Below are 15,921 nucleotides of genomic sequence, written 5' to 3' on the forward strand. Positions count from 1 at the left end.
AATTTACATCAAAATCGTATTAATGTATTTTTTCCTTCATAATATTTCAGGTTAAAATTCTGAAAAACCCTACTTTTGCTGGTATGAATTTCATGAAAAACAATCTTGCCAATCTGCTGACGCTTGCCAATTTATTTGCAGGCTGCGTAGGAGCAATCCATCTTATCCTGGGAGATTATCAGACTACGGCAATCTGCCTTATCCTCTCCTCTGTTTTTGATTTTTTTGACGGGTTTGTAGCCAGGGCTTTAAAGTCGAATTCCAATCTGGGGCTTCAGCTGGACTCCCTTGCGGACATGGTAAGTTTTGGGTTGATCCCGGGGCTTACAATGTACAAAGCACTGGAGCCGTTCGGAAATGAAATTCTGGGAATGCATCTTCCTTTTGCCATCAGCTACCTCGGTATTTTTGTGACGGTTTTTTCATGCCTCAGACTGGCTATCTTTAACCTGGATGAAGAGCAGCGTTATTATTTCAAAGGGCTGAATACACCTACCAATACCGTTTTGCTGTTTGGATTGTATTATGCCTTTAAAGAAACAGGAACATTTGCATTTTTATTTGAAAATTCATTGTTTCTCATCTTACTGACCGCTATCACTTCATGGCTTCTGATCAGCCCTATCAAAATGATGGCAATGAAATTCAAATCCAAAAAACTTCAGGATAATTATCCGAAAATTATTTTATTAGGCGGTGGAATTGCTATTCTGATCCTGTTTCAGATCGTTGGCATTCCGATGCTTGTTATTTATTATATCATCGTGTCGCTGGTTTTTCAGAAACAGCTGGGTTAGATTTCAGATGCCAGACATCAGACTTTAAAACTTAGAAATCAGCACATTTTCAAATTAACACATTATCAAATTTTCAAATTAAAAAAATGAATTTAAAGCTCCATAAACCCCTTTGCATTTTTGATCTTGAAACTACAGGAACGAACATCGGAAAGGACAGAATTGTAGAGATCTGTATTTTAAAAGTAAATCCGGACGCCTCCAGAGAAAGCAAAACCTGGCGTGTGAACCCGGAAATGCCTATTCCACAGGAATGCAGCGAAATCCACGGAATTTATGATGAAGATGTAAAGGATGCTCCGACATTCAGGGAAATTGCACCTAAAATTATGGAAATGCTTTCAGGAAGTGATCTGGGAGGATTCAATTCCAACAGATTCGATGTTCCGCTTTTGGCAGAAGAGCTTTTAAGAGTGGAAATGGATTTTGATCTGAGCAAATTCAAACTGGTGGATGCACAGACTATTTTCCATAAAAAGGAACCCAGAAACTTAGGGGCTGCCTATCAGTTTTATTGTGGAAAAATTCTGGAAAACGCTCACTCTGCCGAAGCTGATGTGATGGCTACCTTCGAGGTGCTGGATGCGCAGGTTGGAAAATATGATGATATTCCCAATGAGATCGCTCCTTTAAGTGAATTCAGTTTTCATAATAAAAATGCTGATCTTGCAGGATTTATCGGATATAACGATAAGTCGGAGGCTGTTTTCAATTTTGGAAAGTATAAAGGACAGGTTGTAAAAGCTGTTTTCCAGAAGGATCTGGGATATTACGGATGGCTTCAGAATGCAGATTTCCCGTTATATACCAAGAAAATTTTTACAAAAATCCAACTTTCAAGTAAATTCTAGAACATGTCGAATCTGGTCCGCTTTAAATTTTATGAATCAGCTCTTGAGGCCAACAGGGATAAGCAAATCCTTGCTGAAAACGGAGTGAACAGCTTTATTGCCAACGAACAGCTGATTCAGTCGGACTGGCTGCTTTCTCAGGCTGTTGGCGGCATTCAGCTTCAGGTTTTTGAAGACGATCTGGAAAAGGCAAAAGAGATTCTGAAGAACTATAATGATAATGAAGCCTATTCTCTGGAAGTGGAACATACCATCACTAATCCTGAATTTGACTTTGTATGTCCGAAATGTGGTTCCAATCATATTTACAGGGATGACAGTGCCACAAGTTTCTTTGGTATTTCTTTCCTGACGAGCCATCAATTCAAATGTTATTATTGCGGAAATGAATTTATTCATTAGCTAAATTCATAATTCAAGAATAGTAAATAGTATAAAAGATTGCTTCGTCATTACATTCCTCGCAATGACGGACTCATAAAACATAAATAATTAAGCATTATGAAAATCATCTGCATAGGAAGAAACTACAGCGAACATGCAAAAGAATTGGGAAATGAAATTCCTGAAAAACCGGTTATTTTTATGAAACCCGACACAGCGGTCTTAAAGGGAAATGATTTTTATATCCCTGAATTCTCCAATGATATTCATTATGAGCTGGAAGTGGTTTTGAAAATTTCAAAAGGAGGAAAATACATCCGGAAAGAAGCGGCCAGCAAACATTATGAAGAAATCAGCCTTGGAATAGATTTTACAGCAAGGGATCTTCAGAGCGAGCTTAAATCCAAAGGTCTTCCGTGGGAACTGGCTAAAGGATTTGACGGTTCTGCTGTGGTAGGAAACTTCTTCAGAAAAGAGGATTTTGATCTTCAGGGACTGGAGTTCTCTTTATTGAAAAATAAGGAAGAGGTGCAGAATGGTAATACAAAAGACATGATCTTCAGTTTTGATGATATCATTGCTTTCGCTTCACAATATTTTACACTGAGGGTGGGTGATCTTATTTTTACCGGAACCCCAAAAGGAGTTGGAAAGGTTGATGAAAATGATATTCTTGAAGCTTATCTGAAAGATGATAAAATTCTTGATATTCGAATATTATAAGTATTTAACATAAAAATCCGGCAATTTTTCTTATCTTTAGAATACAAAATTAAAGGTCATGATAAATATTGTACTACCCGTAGATTTTGGGGACAAAACAGAACAGCTTGTAGACGGAGCCGTAAAATTTGCAAAACAGTTGAACGGCAGAATTTTTCTGATTCACGTAGCGCCTTCAGATATAGGTTTTGCTATCGGTGATATGGGATATCAATATTTTCCTGAAGTAGAAGCGAACGAGATCAGAGATGAGCTGATACAGCTGAATAAGATCGAGCAGAGAATCCTTGCCCATGATGTGGACTGTGAGCATCTCTTAAAACAGGGAATCGCCAAGGACACTATCCTGGAGTATGCAAAAGCTAAAAATGCAGATTATATCGTTATGGGATCACACGGAAGAAGCGGAATTTATGATGTTTTTGTAGGCAGCCTTACAAAAGGGCTTACGAAAGATTCTCATATTCCGGTACTGGTACTTCCCATCCACGACTAGAAAAGTAAATTTTAATCGTTAATAAAAAAACCGATCAGACTAATGTCCGATCGGTTTTTTACTATATAACCAATTAATTAACCTTCTTTTTTATAGATCTTAGGATCGTAGTAAGGGTGCTTACCCTCAGTTGGAGAATAATAGTCTTTGTCTTTATCACCACTTAGTTTTACCACCAATACATAGCACCAGTAAGTAAATAACGTACAGCAAACGATAAATAGAATCCAGTTTAGAACATTTCCAAATGTATCAAAAAAACCAAATGTAAATTTGAAAACTTTACTTAAGAATAACCAGAAAGACGTCATTATTTTCCTTTTTTAAATTAACTTTGTACAAATTTATAAAAAATGTTTAAATTACTTTCAAAAGAAAGCAATATTTTTTCAATTCCTGTTTATATTGGTTTTCTTCTTTTAGTAGTCGTAATATTTAACATACTGAATTTCAACACCTACGAAGCCATTATCGCCGGAATAACTTTTCTTGGGATTGCTTTGGGATATTTTTGTTTTCACAGTATTGCCCTTAATTACCAGACGCATCTGCCGCTGTTTTTATATACATTTTTTATTTTTGGGTTATATCCGGGAAACCTGGACATCGGAATTGCCGTTTCGCTGCTTACCAATTCCTTTCTTCTACTGCTTCTGACGAGCGCTGATGAAGATGTAAGGAAGAAATCCTACGTCCTGGTAGGCGCCATTGTTGCGCTTAACTTTATTTTCCTGCCCACCACCTGGCCCATGGCTCTTTTCGTGATTGTTCACGTGATTGCCACTTCCCAGAAAATAAGTTTAAATCTCTTCAGGTTCCTTTTGGGAATGGTAATGATCGCATTCAGTTATTTTTCCATTATGTTCTTTTTCCGCTTCACTACATGGAATATTGATTATTTCCCGTTTGGAAAGATGAGGCCTATGACGGATTATACGGACCTGCTGCCTTTGCTTCCCGTTCTGCTGATGCTTATTTATGCCGTGTACGACCATTTTAAAAACTATAATAAGAAAAGCCCGATAAGCAGGTACAAATATACCTTCCTGCTTGTTTTTTCGCTGGCCCAGCTGGTAACCATTATTCTATACATGAATAAAAACTATGAATATTTACTGCTTCTGGCATTCCCATCGAGCATTATCCTGAGCAGGATGATGAGATTTTTGCCTAAATACTGGATGCAGGAGGTAAGCCTGTGGCTTATCATTATGAGTATGATTGCTTTTAAAGCAGGTACGTATTTTAATTTATTTTAAAGATTATGATTCAGATAGACGATAAATTGATTTCAGAGGATGTATTTTCCGAAGAATTTGTTTGCAACCTTTCGAAATGTAAGGGTGCATGCTGTGTGGAAGGAGATGTAGGTGCTCCGCTAGACAAGGATGAACTTGAGATTTTAGACAGTATTTTTGATAAAATAAAGCCTTATCTTACCCAGGAAGGCATCAAAGCCCTTGAAGAACAAGGCACATGGACCACTGATCCTATGGACGGAATGTACGTTACCCCTATGGTGGAGGACCGCGAATGTGCTTATGTAACTTTTGATGAAAAAGGGATCACGAAATGCGGTATTGAGAAAGCCTATGAAGATGGTGCCGTAGACTGGCAAAAGCCTATTTCCTGCCACCTCTACCCGATCCGTGTTACGGAATACTCTACTTTTACAGCCCTGAACTACCACGAGTGGAGCGTATGCAGCGATGCTTGTACACTTGGAAAAGAATTGCAGGTTCCTGTCTATAAATTCCTTAAAACCCCGCTGATCAGAAAATACGGCGAGGATTTCTACGATGTTTTATGTGAAGCCGCCGATGAATGGAAAGCCGCTTATGGCTCTTAAATAAACAAAACCGCAGATTCGATCTGCGGTTTTTTAGTTAAAGTTGAGTTAAAATTATTTTTCCATAAAAAAGCCGGAAAATATCCGGCCTATATTTCATTAAAAATATCAGTTTTTATTTGAAATCTGCATCAGAAACGCCTGTATTTAAAACAACCTTTGTTGTTTTTATTGTTACTTTCTGGCCTTTTCCGTCAATATCCACTTCAGAAGGGAATTTTATGTCTTCCACCGTCATGTAATTTTTCACGGTCACACTTCCTTCTCCTACAGAAGATTTGTATAAAAGTCCTGTAGCAGCATCAAAGTAAAACTTACCTTTGTCTGAAGATAATACGTTATAGTCTTTGCCATCGAGCTTTTCTGCTGTCACATCCTTAAAGTTTGAAGGATTAAAAGCCAATGCTTCAATAGTAGTCCCTTTTTTCAGTTCAGCGATATTATCAGCCGGGAAATCGGTTTTCTGGCCTGCTCTTTCTATATATCCTTTTTCACCGTCAAATACCTGGGAAACTTTCTGGCCCATAGCAGTTTGTACAGATTTAAATTTATTGCCCTGCTTCATCGTGCTCATGGTAATATCCATACCCTGAACATTAAGTGTATTATCAATAATTGTGGACTTTACTGCTTCCAGCTTACTTTTACCTCCTAAAGCTTTAAAGTAATTATCTACAACATCTTTTGGGGTCAGTTTGGATTTTACGACTTCCGTCTTTGCGGGAGCTGCACTGGTCTTCTGAGCTGTTGCCGGAACTGAGAACAGTACGGCACAAAAAAACGGAATGATGATCTTTTTCATATCTCTATATAATAAGTTTAAGGTGTAAATATAGGAATAATGACCACACAAAAATAAACACCGTGAATTTATGTGAAATACGTGGTGATTACGTCCCTAATTCATTAAGATTTTTTAAGAATATCGGAAAAAACAAAACCTCCGATCGCTCGGAGGTTTCAAATATTTATATCGGAATAGATTATTTCTTAAGTTCTTCCAAAAACTCGTCGTGAGAAATTTTAGTTTCTTTTTTAGACGCTTTTTCAAGAATTACATCTTTCAGTTTAGCCATAGCTACTTCAGAAGAAATTTGTCTTACCTGCTCCTGGTCTTTCAACATTTCAACAGCATATTTCTGGATTTCTTCGTCACCTAGGTGGTGGATTCCGTAGATTGCCAACTGGTTTCTTACCAACTGCTCAGCCTGTGCCAATACATCAGCATAGTCTAATTTGATCTCGTTGTCAGTCATTAATTTACCTTCAATGATCTGGTATCTTAGCTGGCTCTTCTCTGCATTAAGGATTTCTTTAGCCTGCTCTTCAGACTGGATGTTCTGGTTAGAGAACATTAACCATTTCACAAGGAAGTTTTCCGGAAGTTTTACTTCTTCTTTTTCAGTAACCTGCTCCAATACTTTATTCACATAGTGAACATCAGCATTTTGCTGGAAGTACTCATCCAACTCAGATTTTACTTTTTCTTTAAGCTCTTCTTCAGATTTGATTGTTCCTTCTCCGTATACTTTGTCGAATAAATCCTGATTAAGCTCAGCCAGGTTCAATGAATAGAAATCTTTTACTTTAACTTCTACTTCAGCGTGGTGTAAGTGCTCAACTTCTTCTTTAGAGAAACCTAATTCTTTAGCCAGTTCTTCATCACCTGCAAGAGTTTCTTTAGATACTTTTACAGAACCGTCCATTTTTAAAGATTTTACCAATTTGAAAGCTTCTTTGTTTTCAGCAGTAATGGTAACGTTCTTTGGATGGTGGTGGTGCTCTCCTTCAGCATCTTCTTCTACAACCTGAGAAACTTCTAAAGCTATATAAGAATCTTTAGTGATTTTATCCTGAGGAACCTGCTCTGCAAAACGTCTCTGCATGTTCTCAATGCTCTTCGTGATTTCTTTGTCAGAAGCTTCTACTTTATAATGAGGCGCTTCATATTTAGCTAAATCTATAGTGAATTCAGGCTCATATCCTACCTCGAAAGCAACTTCAATTTTGTCAGCGTTGTAATCTAGTTCGTTTACTGGCTGAGGAACAGGCTGACCAACTAATCTTAGTTTGTTTTCGTTAACATAGTTGTTCAATGCGTCAGAAACCTGTCTGTTGATTTCTTCGAATGCAATACCTGCTTCATATTGTTTTTTAACCATACTCAAAGGCACTTTCCCTTTTCTGAAACCAGGAACTTGCGCATTTTTAGCATAATTAATCAACTGCTTTTCTACTTTTTCTTTGTAGTCAGATTTTTCCAATGTCACTGTAAGTAATGCACTTACGTCATCATGGTTTTGTGCGGTAACCTTCATTATTGATTAAAATTTTAGGTTGCAAAAATATGAAATTTTTATGAGAATTACCCACTTCTCATCAATTCTTAGTGTTCAAATATTTATAAAGATGATATCTTCAGAAATTTAGCTTCAAAATCTTCAATTGTATGGGTTATTTTAATGATCATCAACAAAACTTTCCCCGGTTTATAAGCAGAGAGAGATTAGTATGACAGATTTTGTCTGAATATTCTAAACCATCAACAGCATTTTCAACAACTTCATGACTTTCTGACGTAAAATATGAATATAATTCACAAAAATAACCTTTTGCATATCAATTGATTGAAATTTAAAACCAATCTTTAAAAACATTACAATGCTTAAAAAAAATGATTTTCTTAATATTCTGGAGTGGTCCTGCTGCCTTTATGTTTCTGGAATTATGATTTTGTTTGGTGCAGGTAAATATTCGCAGTTCAATCATTCTGTAAATGAAAAGTTTAAAGGAATGAAAATAATGTGGGAATTTTATTCTTACTCCAAGCCATTTGTTGTAACCTTAGGAATCTTTGAGATATTGGGAGCCCTTTTACTGTTCATCCCAAAAACAAGGATTATCGGATGCCTGTTTTTAACTTCCCTTCTTATCAATGTCATTTTACAGGATTATTTTTATGAAGTTCCGGCAATTTTTGGCGCCCTTACATTACAGTTAATTGTTTTTTTTATTTTATGGTTAAACCGTACCCCATTAATTAATGGTATCAGAGCTTTTACAACAGTTTCAAAAAGAATTAATTCCGGCAATCAGATTAAGCAAATCATATACATTGTCTTAGGTGCTTTATTAATTTTTGTAATCATGTTTTATCTGATTGCTTTTTTACTTAATGCTTTTATACTTTAATACAATAAAAAACCGCTGAATATTTCAGCGGTTTTACTATTCACATCAACTATTTTAATTGCTTAAATTATAGGTAGCTTCAGCATCTGTTTCTCCACCTACAACGCTTCCCCAGGCTGTTCCTGCTTTAGCATCATTTACACTTTCAGGTGAATGGATCAGGGTCAGTTTCAGGAAAGGAGAAGTTCCGTCAACGGCCTGTACTACATCCCATTTTGTTTTTAACCCTACTCTTTTGCCGTCGTTTCTCAGGTCATTACCATCCAGTCTGGTAATGTTGATCTTTGATTTTGGAAAGTCAAAAATAAGGAAATGCTCATTTTTAGCATCAATAATTTCTCCTGTAGCATCTTCATTCCCGTTTCTGAATTTCGCTTCAACGGTATAAGATTTCCCGTCTTTCAAAGGAATGGTAGGAATTCCTCCTGCCCCGATGCTGTAATTATATTCGATAGCCGTAGATCCCGGGGTATCTTCTTTTACCAATAAAATAATATTCGTGAGCTCTTCCTGAGGAAGGTCATCTTCTGCCACCGAGCCGTCTCTCTGGCATGAAATAACTGTAACCGTGATGAATAAAAGTGCTAATAATCTGAAAATATTTTTAGTATTGAATAATTTGTTCATTGTAAGAATTTTAAAGTTGTAAAATTTAATTGTTCTGAAATCTTTAGAATCTGTATCTAAAGTTTAAAATAAAGTTTCTTCCTGCCTCATCCGCAAAGAATCTCAAACGGTTCAGATATTCTCTGTACGAAGTATTGAAAATATTGTTTACGATAAGTCCTGCAGAAAGATTTTTGCTGATATTGATTCCTGTCTGGATATTCCAGAGTGAATAACCGCTGGGCGGTGTACTGAAATCAATCATTTTATCCACCAGCTCGCCATCTACATAAATTTCCAGCGGAGCATTGCGGATCGGGAATCTGGTCTGTTTTAAAAACGTCTGGTTTTCAAGAGTAAAATAGAAGTTATTCCATTTTTCTTTTTTAAACTGTAATGCATTGGAAAAATTCGGTGGCATCATTAAAATCAGAGGTTCATTGTTCGTATCATCCTGTCCGTACACATAAGCCCCTCTTCCCACATAGGTAAGCTCATCGGTAAGCTTCCAGTTAACATCCAGATCTACCCCATACATTTTGGCGTCGATCTGCTGGTAAGCCCATTCTGGAAATACGCCTCTGATGGTTCCTTTAATTCCTACCGGCACCTGATTGATAAAGTTTTTAGTGATAAAGAAGTAGGGATTCACAGAAATATTCAGTCCCTTCAAAACATTGATTTTTGAATCTACCGTTAAGTTGAACTGATGTCCCTGCTCATTTTTCAAGCCCATATCACCTGTTTCAATCACCCCTGCGGAATGATGCAGCCCGTCTGAAAACAATTCGGCAATATTCGGGGACCTGCCCACTTTTGCATAATTAAATTTCAAATCAAAACTTGAGCTCGGGCGGTATTCCAGGCCTGCATTGAAGGAAACATTATTATAGTTAAGCTTAGGACGCGTCAACACCCTGTTTTCATCCTGTTTTACATAAAACTGAGGAAAAGTGTTTGCATACAATTTGTCCCAGTCACTTTTGTCATACCATTTCGTAACATCATAACGGGTGAAATCATATCGTGCTCCCGCCTCAAAATTAAATTCGTGGGAAATCTTATATTTAAAAACAGAATATATTCCGGCAGAATATTTATCGTAATTAGGGATCAAACGTCTTGCTTTAGTGGCAGGATCTGAATAATTGTTTTGAAAACCTGCATCAATTCCCGTTTCCAGAGACCACTTTTCCCTTTCCAGAAGATCGTTGATATTAAACTGATGCGTCATCAGCTCAAGATCAAGAGAAGGTGTATCCTTTAATTCCCCTCTTCTGATATCATATTCCTGTCTGTGGTTATACTGATAACTATAGGTTGCCGAAAGTTTTCCGATATTTTCAAACCTTTTAAAAGCTGAAACTTTCGCAATATGATGCTCGATAACCTGTCTCGGATTATCAATATCATAACTGAATTTCCCTGAATAAACAGGTGGATTGGCATTCATTGCCCTGTCATAATCCCCCGAAGTGGAAACATGGGAATCTCTTAAAATCCCTATATTCTGGTTAGTCAGATAATAATCAAAGGAGATTCCTTTTTCATAGCTGTTGTTCTGAACCGTAAAATTAAAAGAAGAGAAATCCATTCCCGTATTCTTCAGGTTATAATCCGGAGCGCTCTGGTCGCCCAGCTTTTTGATGCTTCCACCGGACTTTACCGCCCAGCCGTTTTTCCAGACTCTGGCGACATCTACATCCAGCCCAAGCCCTCTTCCGTTGGAAATCCCGGTAAGACCAACAGAACCTTTAATGGTATCCTTTTTAGGGAAAATTTCAGGTTCCATTACCACAACACCTCCAATGGCATCGCTTCCGTACTTTAATGCAGAAGCCCCTTTTATGACATCGATGTGCTGAAAATTATTAATATCAACATTGGGAGCATGCTCTACGCCCCATTCCTGCTCGGCCAGCTTCACTCCATTATTTAAAATAGAGATGCGGCTTCCGTATAACCCGTGAATCACAGGTTTTGAAATATTATTCCCGGTTTTTAAGGTAGTAACTCCGGATATTTTTGATAATAAATTACCGAGGTTATCCGTAGAGTTTCTCTGGATCTCGGATTTATCGAGTGTTTTAATGATTAAAGAGCCATTGGATTTATGACTTCCATGGATCGTCACCGTCTCGATATCCTTAACGTGGTGCTCCAGTGTAATGGCCAGATGCATATCCTGATCTACTCCTATATTTTCAGTATAATCATCACAATCAGGATGTTTAGCAATGAGAATATATTTTCCCGCAGGAATTTTATTGAATATAAACTTACCGGTACGGTCTGTTTTGGCTGTAAATTCTCCGATTTTCACTACAGCGTTTTCCAATGCTGCTTTATCATGAAAATCATGAACAGATCCTTCCACAGTATAAGTTTTCTGTGCATTTATCAATGTCAGTCCGCAAAGAACCAACATCAGGCTATATATCAATTTCATTGTCTATAGATTGATTGCGTACCATTTTCAGGTACATTTTTTCGTAAAAATTTGTTGAATGGGACTATTTTTTCATTGTAAAATGTATAATGTATTAATGATGATAGATGCGGTCTGAATATAAAAGTAATGAGAGGTATACAATTAATTACACCTGAAAACTTCTAATATCATGTATCACAAACCCCGAATCCCGAATCCCGTAACTTAAATCTGAACCACGTAAAACCGGCTATCAGCAAATACTAATCCCAAATATTGAACTTTAAAACGAATTAAAGCCAATAAAAAATAAATGATTATGCAACTGCGGGAGGCCCCCGGAGCTGAAAAGTAAACTTGGTCTGAGACCATATTTTTTCCTGAACGGTAATGGTCTGCTTTACCTGATGCGTAAAATGCTCAAATGTAAAGCTGAATTCGTCAGGAACCAAAGTATGTCCTGTAGCCAGGAAATGACAGGCCAGACAGTCGCCCGGCTTTTCTTTGGCTGAAGTTTTAGCGATGGAGTTTTCTGCCTTTTTAAGATTGAAGATCTTAAAGTTATCGACAGCATCGTGGTGGTGAAAACTCTGGGAAAACAGCGCAATGAAGTAGATCCCAAACAAAAGTTTGGAGATAAAACTCTTCAGATTTCTGCTTTCCTTAAAAATCATCCTGTAAAATTATAAAAATAATTTAAAGTTTTTAATTAAGTTTTTATTAAACTGCTCAATACGTCGCAAAAAGTCTTTTTTTGTTACAAAAAAGAACCTCGACAAGTATATTTATTTAAAATCCTTCGACTTCGCTCAGGATGACACGTTAAAATTACACCGTTAGTATTAGAAATGTCATCCTGAGCGGAGCCGAAGGATTTATTTATTATTTAATTCAAAAATTTAAGCAAGTTGAGATCCCAGATGCTCCCATTCCTGCAAAGCAACATCTAATTCCTCTTTGGCTTTATTGTACTTTTCCAAAGTTTCTTCAGAAGGGTTTTCTTTGGCAAAGGAAGCTTCCATGGTTTCAATTTCGGCTTCAAGTTCAGAGATTTTCTCTTCTACTTTCTTTAGTTTATTCTGAATATTTTTTTGCTCTTTGCTTACAATGGTTGATGATTTATCTTCCACTTTCACCTCTTTCGGAGCAGGTTTTTCTTCAACTTTCACATCATCTCCGTGAAGTTTTGCTTTTTCAGCAGATATTTCGCGAAGCGTTTCTTTTTGTCTGTATTCAAGGTACTCACCTACGCTTCCAAGGAATTCTTTCATTCTCCCGTCACGGAATTCGTAGATTTTATCACAAAGACCATCCAGGAATTCTCTGTCGTGAGAGATGACGATCAGGGTGCCTTCAAAATTCTGTAAAGCCAGTTTGATAATTTCTTTAGACTGAATATCAAGGTGGTTGGTAGGCTCATCCATAATCAACGTGTTGAACGGACGAAGTAATAATTTACAAAGTGCCAGACGGTTTCTTTCTCCCCCGGAAAGCACTTTTGTTTTCTTGGTTACGGCGTCTCCCTGGAAAAGGAAAGATCCCAGAAGGTCTCTTACTCTTGGTCTGGTTTCTTCCGTAGCAGCATCTTCTGCCTCTTCCAGAACAGTTTTATTAGGAGTCAGAACTTCTTCCTGGTTTTGGGCAAAGTATCCGATGTTCACATTATGTCCAAGGTTCCAGGTTCCTGTATAATCTTTGATGTCTCCGGCAAGAATTTTGGCTAAAGTAGTTTTCCCCTGTCCGTTCTGTCCTAAAAGAGCAATTCTGTCTCCTCTCTGAACAATAAAATCTACTTTATCAAAAATCTGTTTGTTGCCGTAAGCCTTTCCTAGGTTTTCTGCCTCGAAAATAACTTTTCCGGGAACCATAGACTGCACGAAACGGATATTGAATTTGGAAACGTCTTCGTTATCCACTTCAATACGTTCGATCTTATCTAATTTTTTAATAAGCGACTGCGCGAAAGACGCTTTTGTAGCACTTGCACGGAACTTATTAATGTTGTCTTCCATCTGCTTGATCTCCGCATCCTGATTCTTTTTAGCCTGAATCAGTTTTTCACGGCGCTCTTCACGCATAACCAGATATTTGGAATAGTTGGCTTTATAGTCGTCAACTTTTTTATTGTTGATATCAAAAGTCCTGTTGCAGACAGCCGTCATGAACTGTTTATCGTGGCTCACCAGAACAATGGCTCCGGGATAATCTTTCAGAAAGTTCTCCAGCCAGATAATGGATTCCATATCAAGGTGGTTGGTAGGCTCATCGAGAAGCATGATATCGTTCTTCTGAAGAAGCAGCTTGGCCAGCTCAATTCTCATTCTCCATCCTCCTGAAAATTCATCGGTAATTTTATGGAAATCATCTGCTTTAAAACCCAGACCGAATAATATCTTCTCCATATCGCCTTCCAGATTGTAGGCATCATGGTTCATCAGAAGATCATTCAGTTCCGTCATTTTATTGATCAGATCTGTATAGGAATCACTTTCATAATCGGTTCTTGTTGCCAATTGGTGATTAACTTCTTCCAGTTCACTTTTCCATGCATTAATCTGCTCAAAAGCCTGCATTGTTTCATTCCAAACGGTTCTTCCTTTTACGAAATCAAGATCCTGTTTCAGGAAACCGATGGTTACATTTCCTTCAGGGACAACACTTCCTTCGTAGAAATTAATTTCTCCGGAAAGCATTTTCAATAAAGTAGATTTTCCTGCTCCGTTTTTTCCAACGAGTCCCACTTTATCATCCTTTTTGATGGTGAAATTTGTATTTTGAAACAGATAGTTTCCTGAATGATGTAATCCTAAACCTTGAACCGAAAGCATTTTATTAAATAAAAATTAAGTGAATGAATAATGAATTTTCGGGTGCAAAAGTACGGAAAAAGAAATGAATAGTGAGAATAACTGAAAGATGAAGAGACAGAGGGGTAAAATCGCGGAAAGGTAAAAGGCAAAACGGCTAAGAAAATCAGTAATTAATGAGATGTGTACTTGCTATTTTCTTGTTTATATTTTTGCTGATAACCATTAAGGTTTTGCTATTTTGCATTTTTGCTAAAAAAGGAGTGCCTATACAGACACCCCTTCGCAACCTAAATTTAAAACTGAAAAGTACTTGTATGATCTATTTAACTCTGTTTGAAACAAATGATTTTATCCCGATAGAACGGCTCCAGATATCATTGTTGGGAACGTTGGTCCCATACATAAAATCTACGACAAAACTATCCTCAGGAAGATGCAGTTCGGTAAGAAATCTGGTCTGTATGCCCTGGTCTACGGATGTGCTGCTGGGTACATTCAGCCCGATGTTGATAAGCTCTGCTTCTATTTCACCGGCCGACTTCTGCAATACATCATGGTGGTACATTCCGAAGTTAGCTGAAATATGGGTATAGTCTGCAAAACCGGCATAATCATAATGAGGTTTCAGAGCCGGTAAAAAGCTTTTGACATACGCTGTGAGATCTGCCTCAAAATCTGCCAGAAAAGGATCATCCACAATCTCAAGTCCGGAATTGGCAAGATCTGTACTGAAAATTCCCGGCGTTGCATTATTGGTTTCAGTCAGCATGATTCTTCCGTATACAAACGGCAACGTATTCAGGACCAGTTCCCTGGAAACATAAGCCTGGGACAGTACAAGTCCTTTTTCTACCTGAAAATCTGAAAGCAGAGCGTCCCATATTTTGTTTCCTTCAGCGTCCGTTTTTGTATTTCTTACGTCTGAAACATAATTCTGTAAATCATCTGCATTAATAAAATCTGTAGAAACATATACAGACTGAGGTGCCTGCAAGTACCCACCCCCCACATCAGCATGGGCTCCCGGAACAAAGATTTCTTTCCATATGGCTCCTCCCGTTTCTGTTTGGGTATCCTGCATATTCTTTGAGTTTTCAAAAAAACCGGTGAGCGGGAAAAAGAACCGGCATTCATTCACGGCACATATATGAAGGGCATTTTCTACCTGCTGAGGCAGAGCCATATCATAGGTATTGAAAGGCTTTGATTCAACGGTATCGAAAACACCCAGAAACTTTATGGTAACATTTGCTGTGGGATAATTCGTGACAAGCTGGTTGCAAAATTCTCTTGCCAGCATACTTCCCCTGCTGAATCCGTAGATATAAAAATGATAATCAGTATTTTTATCAGTCACCAGATTTTCTACGAAAGCATTGGCTTTCTGAAGTTTGTCATCGGAAGAATATCCCTGGGAATCCGGAGGATTTACGCAGGTAGCCATAGCAAAATTGCTGTCTTCACTGCCTGTGACTGTTCCTATTCCTTCGATATATATTTTATGGTTCCCGTTGAATATATTAAACAGTTTGTAAACATTCGTCGGGGCTCCTTTATAGCTCTCATTATTGGCGGGCGGCCTGGTTGCCGAACCTGCATTGATTCCGTTATTTCCGGTTCCGTCAAAAAAAATCCCGACAGGTAATAGGGTATCATTTTCCATCGCTGTGTTTTGCTTTAATTATTGAAAGTTTTTTGTAAAAGCTTCATTTTGTGATTCTGCCATAAAAACTTATCTCCAAATTAACGGAAGAAGGAAAAGCAATACTAGCGTGAAAAATA

The 15,921-nt window shown here is 37.6% G+C and carries 16 protein-coding genes; 8 read left to right on the forward strand and 8 right to left on the reverse strand.

From position 1 onward, the window contains the following. Nucleotides 1-83 precede the first annotated feature (83 nt). The 5 genes from BUB03_RS06285 to BUB03_RS06305 all read left to right on the forward strand — a co-directional run bounded on the left by BUB03_RS06285 (nucleotide 84) and on the right by BUB03_RS06305 (nucleotide 3,251). Entirely contained in the window at nucleotides 84-797 is a 714-nt protein-coding gene (locus BUB03_RS06285) for a CDP-alcohol phosphatidyltransferase family protein (protein WP_073061141.1), read from the forward strand. An 86-nt stretch (nucleotides 798-883) separates the two neighbouring features. Further along, nucleotides 884-1,648: a 3'-5' exonuclease gene (locus BUB03_RS06290; RefSeq protein WP_040998109.1), complete on the forward strand. Its 765-nt coding sequence runs from the start codon at nucleotides 884-886 to the stop codon at nucleotides 1,646-1,648. 3 nt (nucleotides 1,649-1,651) lie between these two features. Then, complete coding sequence (locus BUB03_RS06295; protein ID WP_073061142.1) at nucleotides 1,652-2,050, forward strand: putative signal transducing protein; 399 nt, start codon at nucleotides 1,652-1,654, stop codon at nucleotides 2,048-2,050. Nucleotides 2,051-2,149: 99 nt separating this feature from the next. Beyond that, nucleotides 2,150-2,755: a fumarylacetoacetate hydrolase family protein gene (locus BUB03_RS06300; RefSeq protein ID WP_073061144.1), complete on the forward strand. Its 606-nt coding sequence runs from the start codon at nucleotides 2,150-2,152 to the stop codon at nucleotides 2,753-2,755. Between the two features lie 58 nt (nucleotides 2,756-2,813). Further along, the gene (locus BUB03_RS06305; protein ID WP_040998116.1) at nucleotides 2,814-3,251 is read left to right on the forward strand and encodes a universal stress protein; all 438 of its coding nucleotides are present in this window, start codon (nucleotides 2,814-2,816) and stop codon (nucleotides 3,249-3,251) included. A gap of 77 nt (nucleotides 3,252-3,328) precedes the next feature. On the opposite strand, the gene BUB03_RS06310 is transcribed toward BUB03_RS06305, so the two are convergent. Then, nucleotides 3,329-3,562 carry a DUF6341 family protein gene (locus BUB03_RS06310; protein WP_040998117.1) on the reverse strand — a complete coding sequence of 78 codons (234 nt, stop codon included), beginning with the start codon at nucleotides 3,560-3,562 and terminating at the stop codon, nucleotides 3,329-3,331. A 42-nt stretch (nucleotides 3,563-3,604) separates the two neighbouring features. Between BUB03_RS06310 and BUB03_RS06315 the strand changes: the two genes are divergently transcribed. Then, nucleotides 3,605-4,510 (forward strand): DUF6427 family protein, encoded by a 906-nt coding sequence (locus BUB03_RS06315; RefSeq protein ID WP_073061146.1) that lies wholly within the window; start codon nucleotides 3,605-3,607, stop codon nucleotides 4,508-4,510. Between the two features lie 5 nt (nucleotides 4,511-4,515). After that, complete coding sequence (locus tag BUB03_RS06320) at nucleotides 4,516-5,100, forward strand: DUF3109 family protein (RefSeq protein WP_040998121.1); 585 nt, start codon at nucleotides 4,516-4,518, stop codon at nucleotides 5,098-5,100. A gap of 115 nt (nucleotides 5,101-5,215) precedes the next feature. Here the strand turns inward: BUB03_RS06320 and BUB03_RS06325 are convergent, their stop codons facing one another. Continuing rightward, nucleotides 5,216-5,902: a hypothetical protein gene (locus BUB03_RS06325; RefSeq protein ID WP_040998123.1), complete on the reverse strand. Its 687-nt coding sequence runs from the start codon at nucleotides 5,900-5,902 to the stop codon at nucleotides 5,216-5,218. Between the two features lie 181 nt (nucleotides 5,903-6,083). After that, the gene (locus BUB03_RS06330) at nucleotides 6,084-7,418 is read right to left on the reverse strand and encodes a trigger factor (RefSeq protein ID WP_040998125.1); all 1,335 of its coding nucleotides are present in this window, start codon (nucleotides 7,416-7,418) and stop codon (nucleotides 6,084-6,086) included. A 343-nt stretch (nucleotides 7,419-7,761) separates the two neighbouring features. Between BUB03_RS06330 and BUB03_RS06335 the strand changes: the two genes are divergently transcribed. Further along, the gene (locus tag BUB03_RS06335; protein ID WP_073061148.1) at nucleotides 7,762-8,292 is read left to right on the forward strand and encodes a DoxX family protein; all 531 of its coding nucleotides are present in this window, start codon (nucleotides 7,762-7,764) and stop codon (nucleotides 8,290-8,292) included. Nucleotides 8,293-8,346: 54 nt separating this feature from the next. On the opposite strand, the gene BUB03_RS06340 is transcribed toward BUB03_RS06335, so the two are convergent. The 5 genes from BUB03_RS06340 to BUB03_RS06360 form a co-directional block, all read right to left on the reverse strand. Then, on the reverse strand, nucleotides 8,347-8,919 hold the full coding sequence (locus tag BUB03_RS06340) for a hypothetical protein (RefSeq protein WP_073061149.1): 573 nt from the start codon (nucleotides 8,917-8,919) through the stop codon (nucleotides 8,347-8,349). Nucleotides 8,920-8,962: 43 nt separating this feature from the next. Further along, nucleotides 8,963-11,347 (reverse strand): TonB-dependent receptor, encoded by a 2,385-nt coding sequence (locus BUB03_RS06345; protein WP_073061151.1) that lies wholly within the window; start codon nucleotides 11,345-11,347, stop codon nucleotides 8,963-8,965. Nucleotides 11,348-11,646: 299 nt separating this feature from the next. Further along, on the reverse strand, nucleotides 11,647-12,003 hold the full coding sequence (locus BUB03_RS06350) for a hypothetical protein (protein WP_073061153.1): 357 nt from the start codon (nucleotides 12,001-12,003) through the stop codon (nucleotides 11,647-11,649). A gap of 225 nt (nucleotides 12,004-12,228) precedes the next feature. Further along, nucleotides 12,229-14,157, reverse strand: coding sequence for an ABC-F family ATP-binding cassette domain-containing protein (locus tag BUB03_RS06355; RefSeq protein WP_073061154.1), 1,929 nt, complete (start codon nucleotides 14,155-14,157; stop codon nucleotides 12,229-12,231). 301 nt (nucleotides 14,158-14,458) lie between these two features. Further along, nucleotides 14,459-15,802 (reverse strand): T6SS phospholipase effector Tle1-like catalytic domain-containing protein, encoded by a 1,344-nt coding sequence (locus BUB03_RS06360; protein WP_073061156.1) that lies wholly within the window; start codon nucleotides 15,800-15,802, stop codon nucleotides 14,459-14,461. Nucleotides 15,803-15,921 lie beyond the last annotated feature (119 nt).

The organism is Chryseobacterium oranimense (assembly GCF_900129755.1).
GTDB classification, from domain to species: domain Bacteria; phylum Bacteroidota; class Bacteroidia; order Flavobacteriales; family Weeksellaceae; genus Chryseobacterium; species Chryseobacterium oranimense.

What these genes read in the sequence shown, in the direction of transcription:
- BUB03_RS06285 (WP_073061141.1), top strand. Translation starts at nt 84, where the DNA reads ATGAATTTCATGAAAAACAATCTTGCCAATCTGCTGACGCTTGCCAAT.
- BUB03_RS06290 (WP_040998109.1), top strand. Translation starts at nt 884, where the DNA reads ATGAATTTAAAGCTCCATAAACCCCTTTGCATTTTTGATCTTGAAACT.
- BUB03_RS06295 (WP_073061142.1), top strand. Translation starts at nt 1,652, where the DNA reads ATGTCGAATCTGGTCCGCTTTAAATTTTATGAATCAGCTCTTGAGGCC.
- BUB03_RS06300 (WP_073061144.1), top strand. Translation starts at nt 2,150, where the DNA reads ATGAAAATCATCTGCATAGGAAGAAACTACAGCGAACATGCAAAAGAA.
- BUB03_RS06305 (WP_040998116.1), top strand. Translation starts at nt 2,814, where the DNA reads ATGATAAATATTGTACTACCCGTAGATTTTGGGGACAAAACAGAACAG.
- BUB03_RS06310 (WP_040998117.1), bottom strand. Translation starts at nt 3,562, where the DNA reads ATGACGTCTTTCTGGTTATTCTTAAGTAAAGTTTTCAAATTTACATTT.
- BUB03_RS06315 (WP_073061146.1), top strand. Translation starts at nt 3,605, where the DNA reads ATGTTTAAATTACTTTCAAAAGAAAGCAATATTTTTTCAATTCCTGTT.
- BUB03_RS06320 (WP_040998121.1), top strand. Translation starts at nt 4,516, where the DNA reads ATGATTCAGATAGACGATAAATTGATTTCAGAGGATGTATTTTCCGAA.
- BUB03_RS06325 (WP_040998123.1), bottom strand. Translation starts at nt 5,902, where the DNA reads ATGAAAAAGATCATCATTCCGTTTTTTTGTGCCGTACTGTTCTCAGTT.
- BUB03_RS06330 (WP_040998125.1), bottom strand. Translation starts at nt 7,418, where the DNA reads ATGAAGGTTACCGCACAAAACCATGATGACGTAAGTGCATTACTTACA.
- BUB03_RS06335 (WP_073061148.1), top strand. Translation starts at nt 7,762, where the DNA reads ATGCTTAAAAAAAATGATTTTCTTAATATTCTGGAGTGGTCCTGCTGC.
- BUB03_RS06340 (WP_073061149.1), bottom strand. Translation starts at nt 8,919, where the DNA reads ATGAACAAATTATTCAATACTAAAAATATTTTCAGATTATTAGCACTT.
- BUB03_RS06345 (WP_073061151.1), bottom strand. Translation starts at nt 11,347, where the DNA reads ATGAAATTGATATATAGCCTGATGTTGGTTCTTTGCGGACTGACATTG.
- BUB03_RS06350 (WP_073061153.1), bottom strand. Translation starts at nt 12,003, where the DNA reads ATGATTTTTAAGGAAAGCAGAAATCTGAAGAGTTTTATCTCCAAACTT.
- BUB03_RS06355 (WP_073061154.1), bottom strand. Translation starts at nt 14,157, where the DNA reads ATGCTTTCGGTTCAAGGTTTAGGATTACATCATTCAGGAAACTATCTG.
- BUB03_RS06360 (WP_073061156.1), bottom strand. Translation starts at nt 15,802, where the DNA reads ATGGAAAATGATACCCTATTACCTGTCGGGATTTTTTTTGACGGAACC.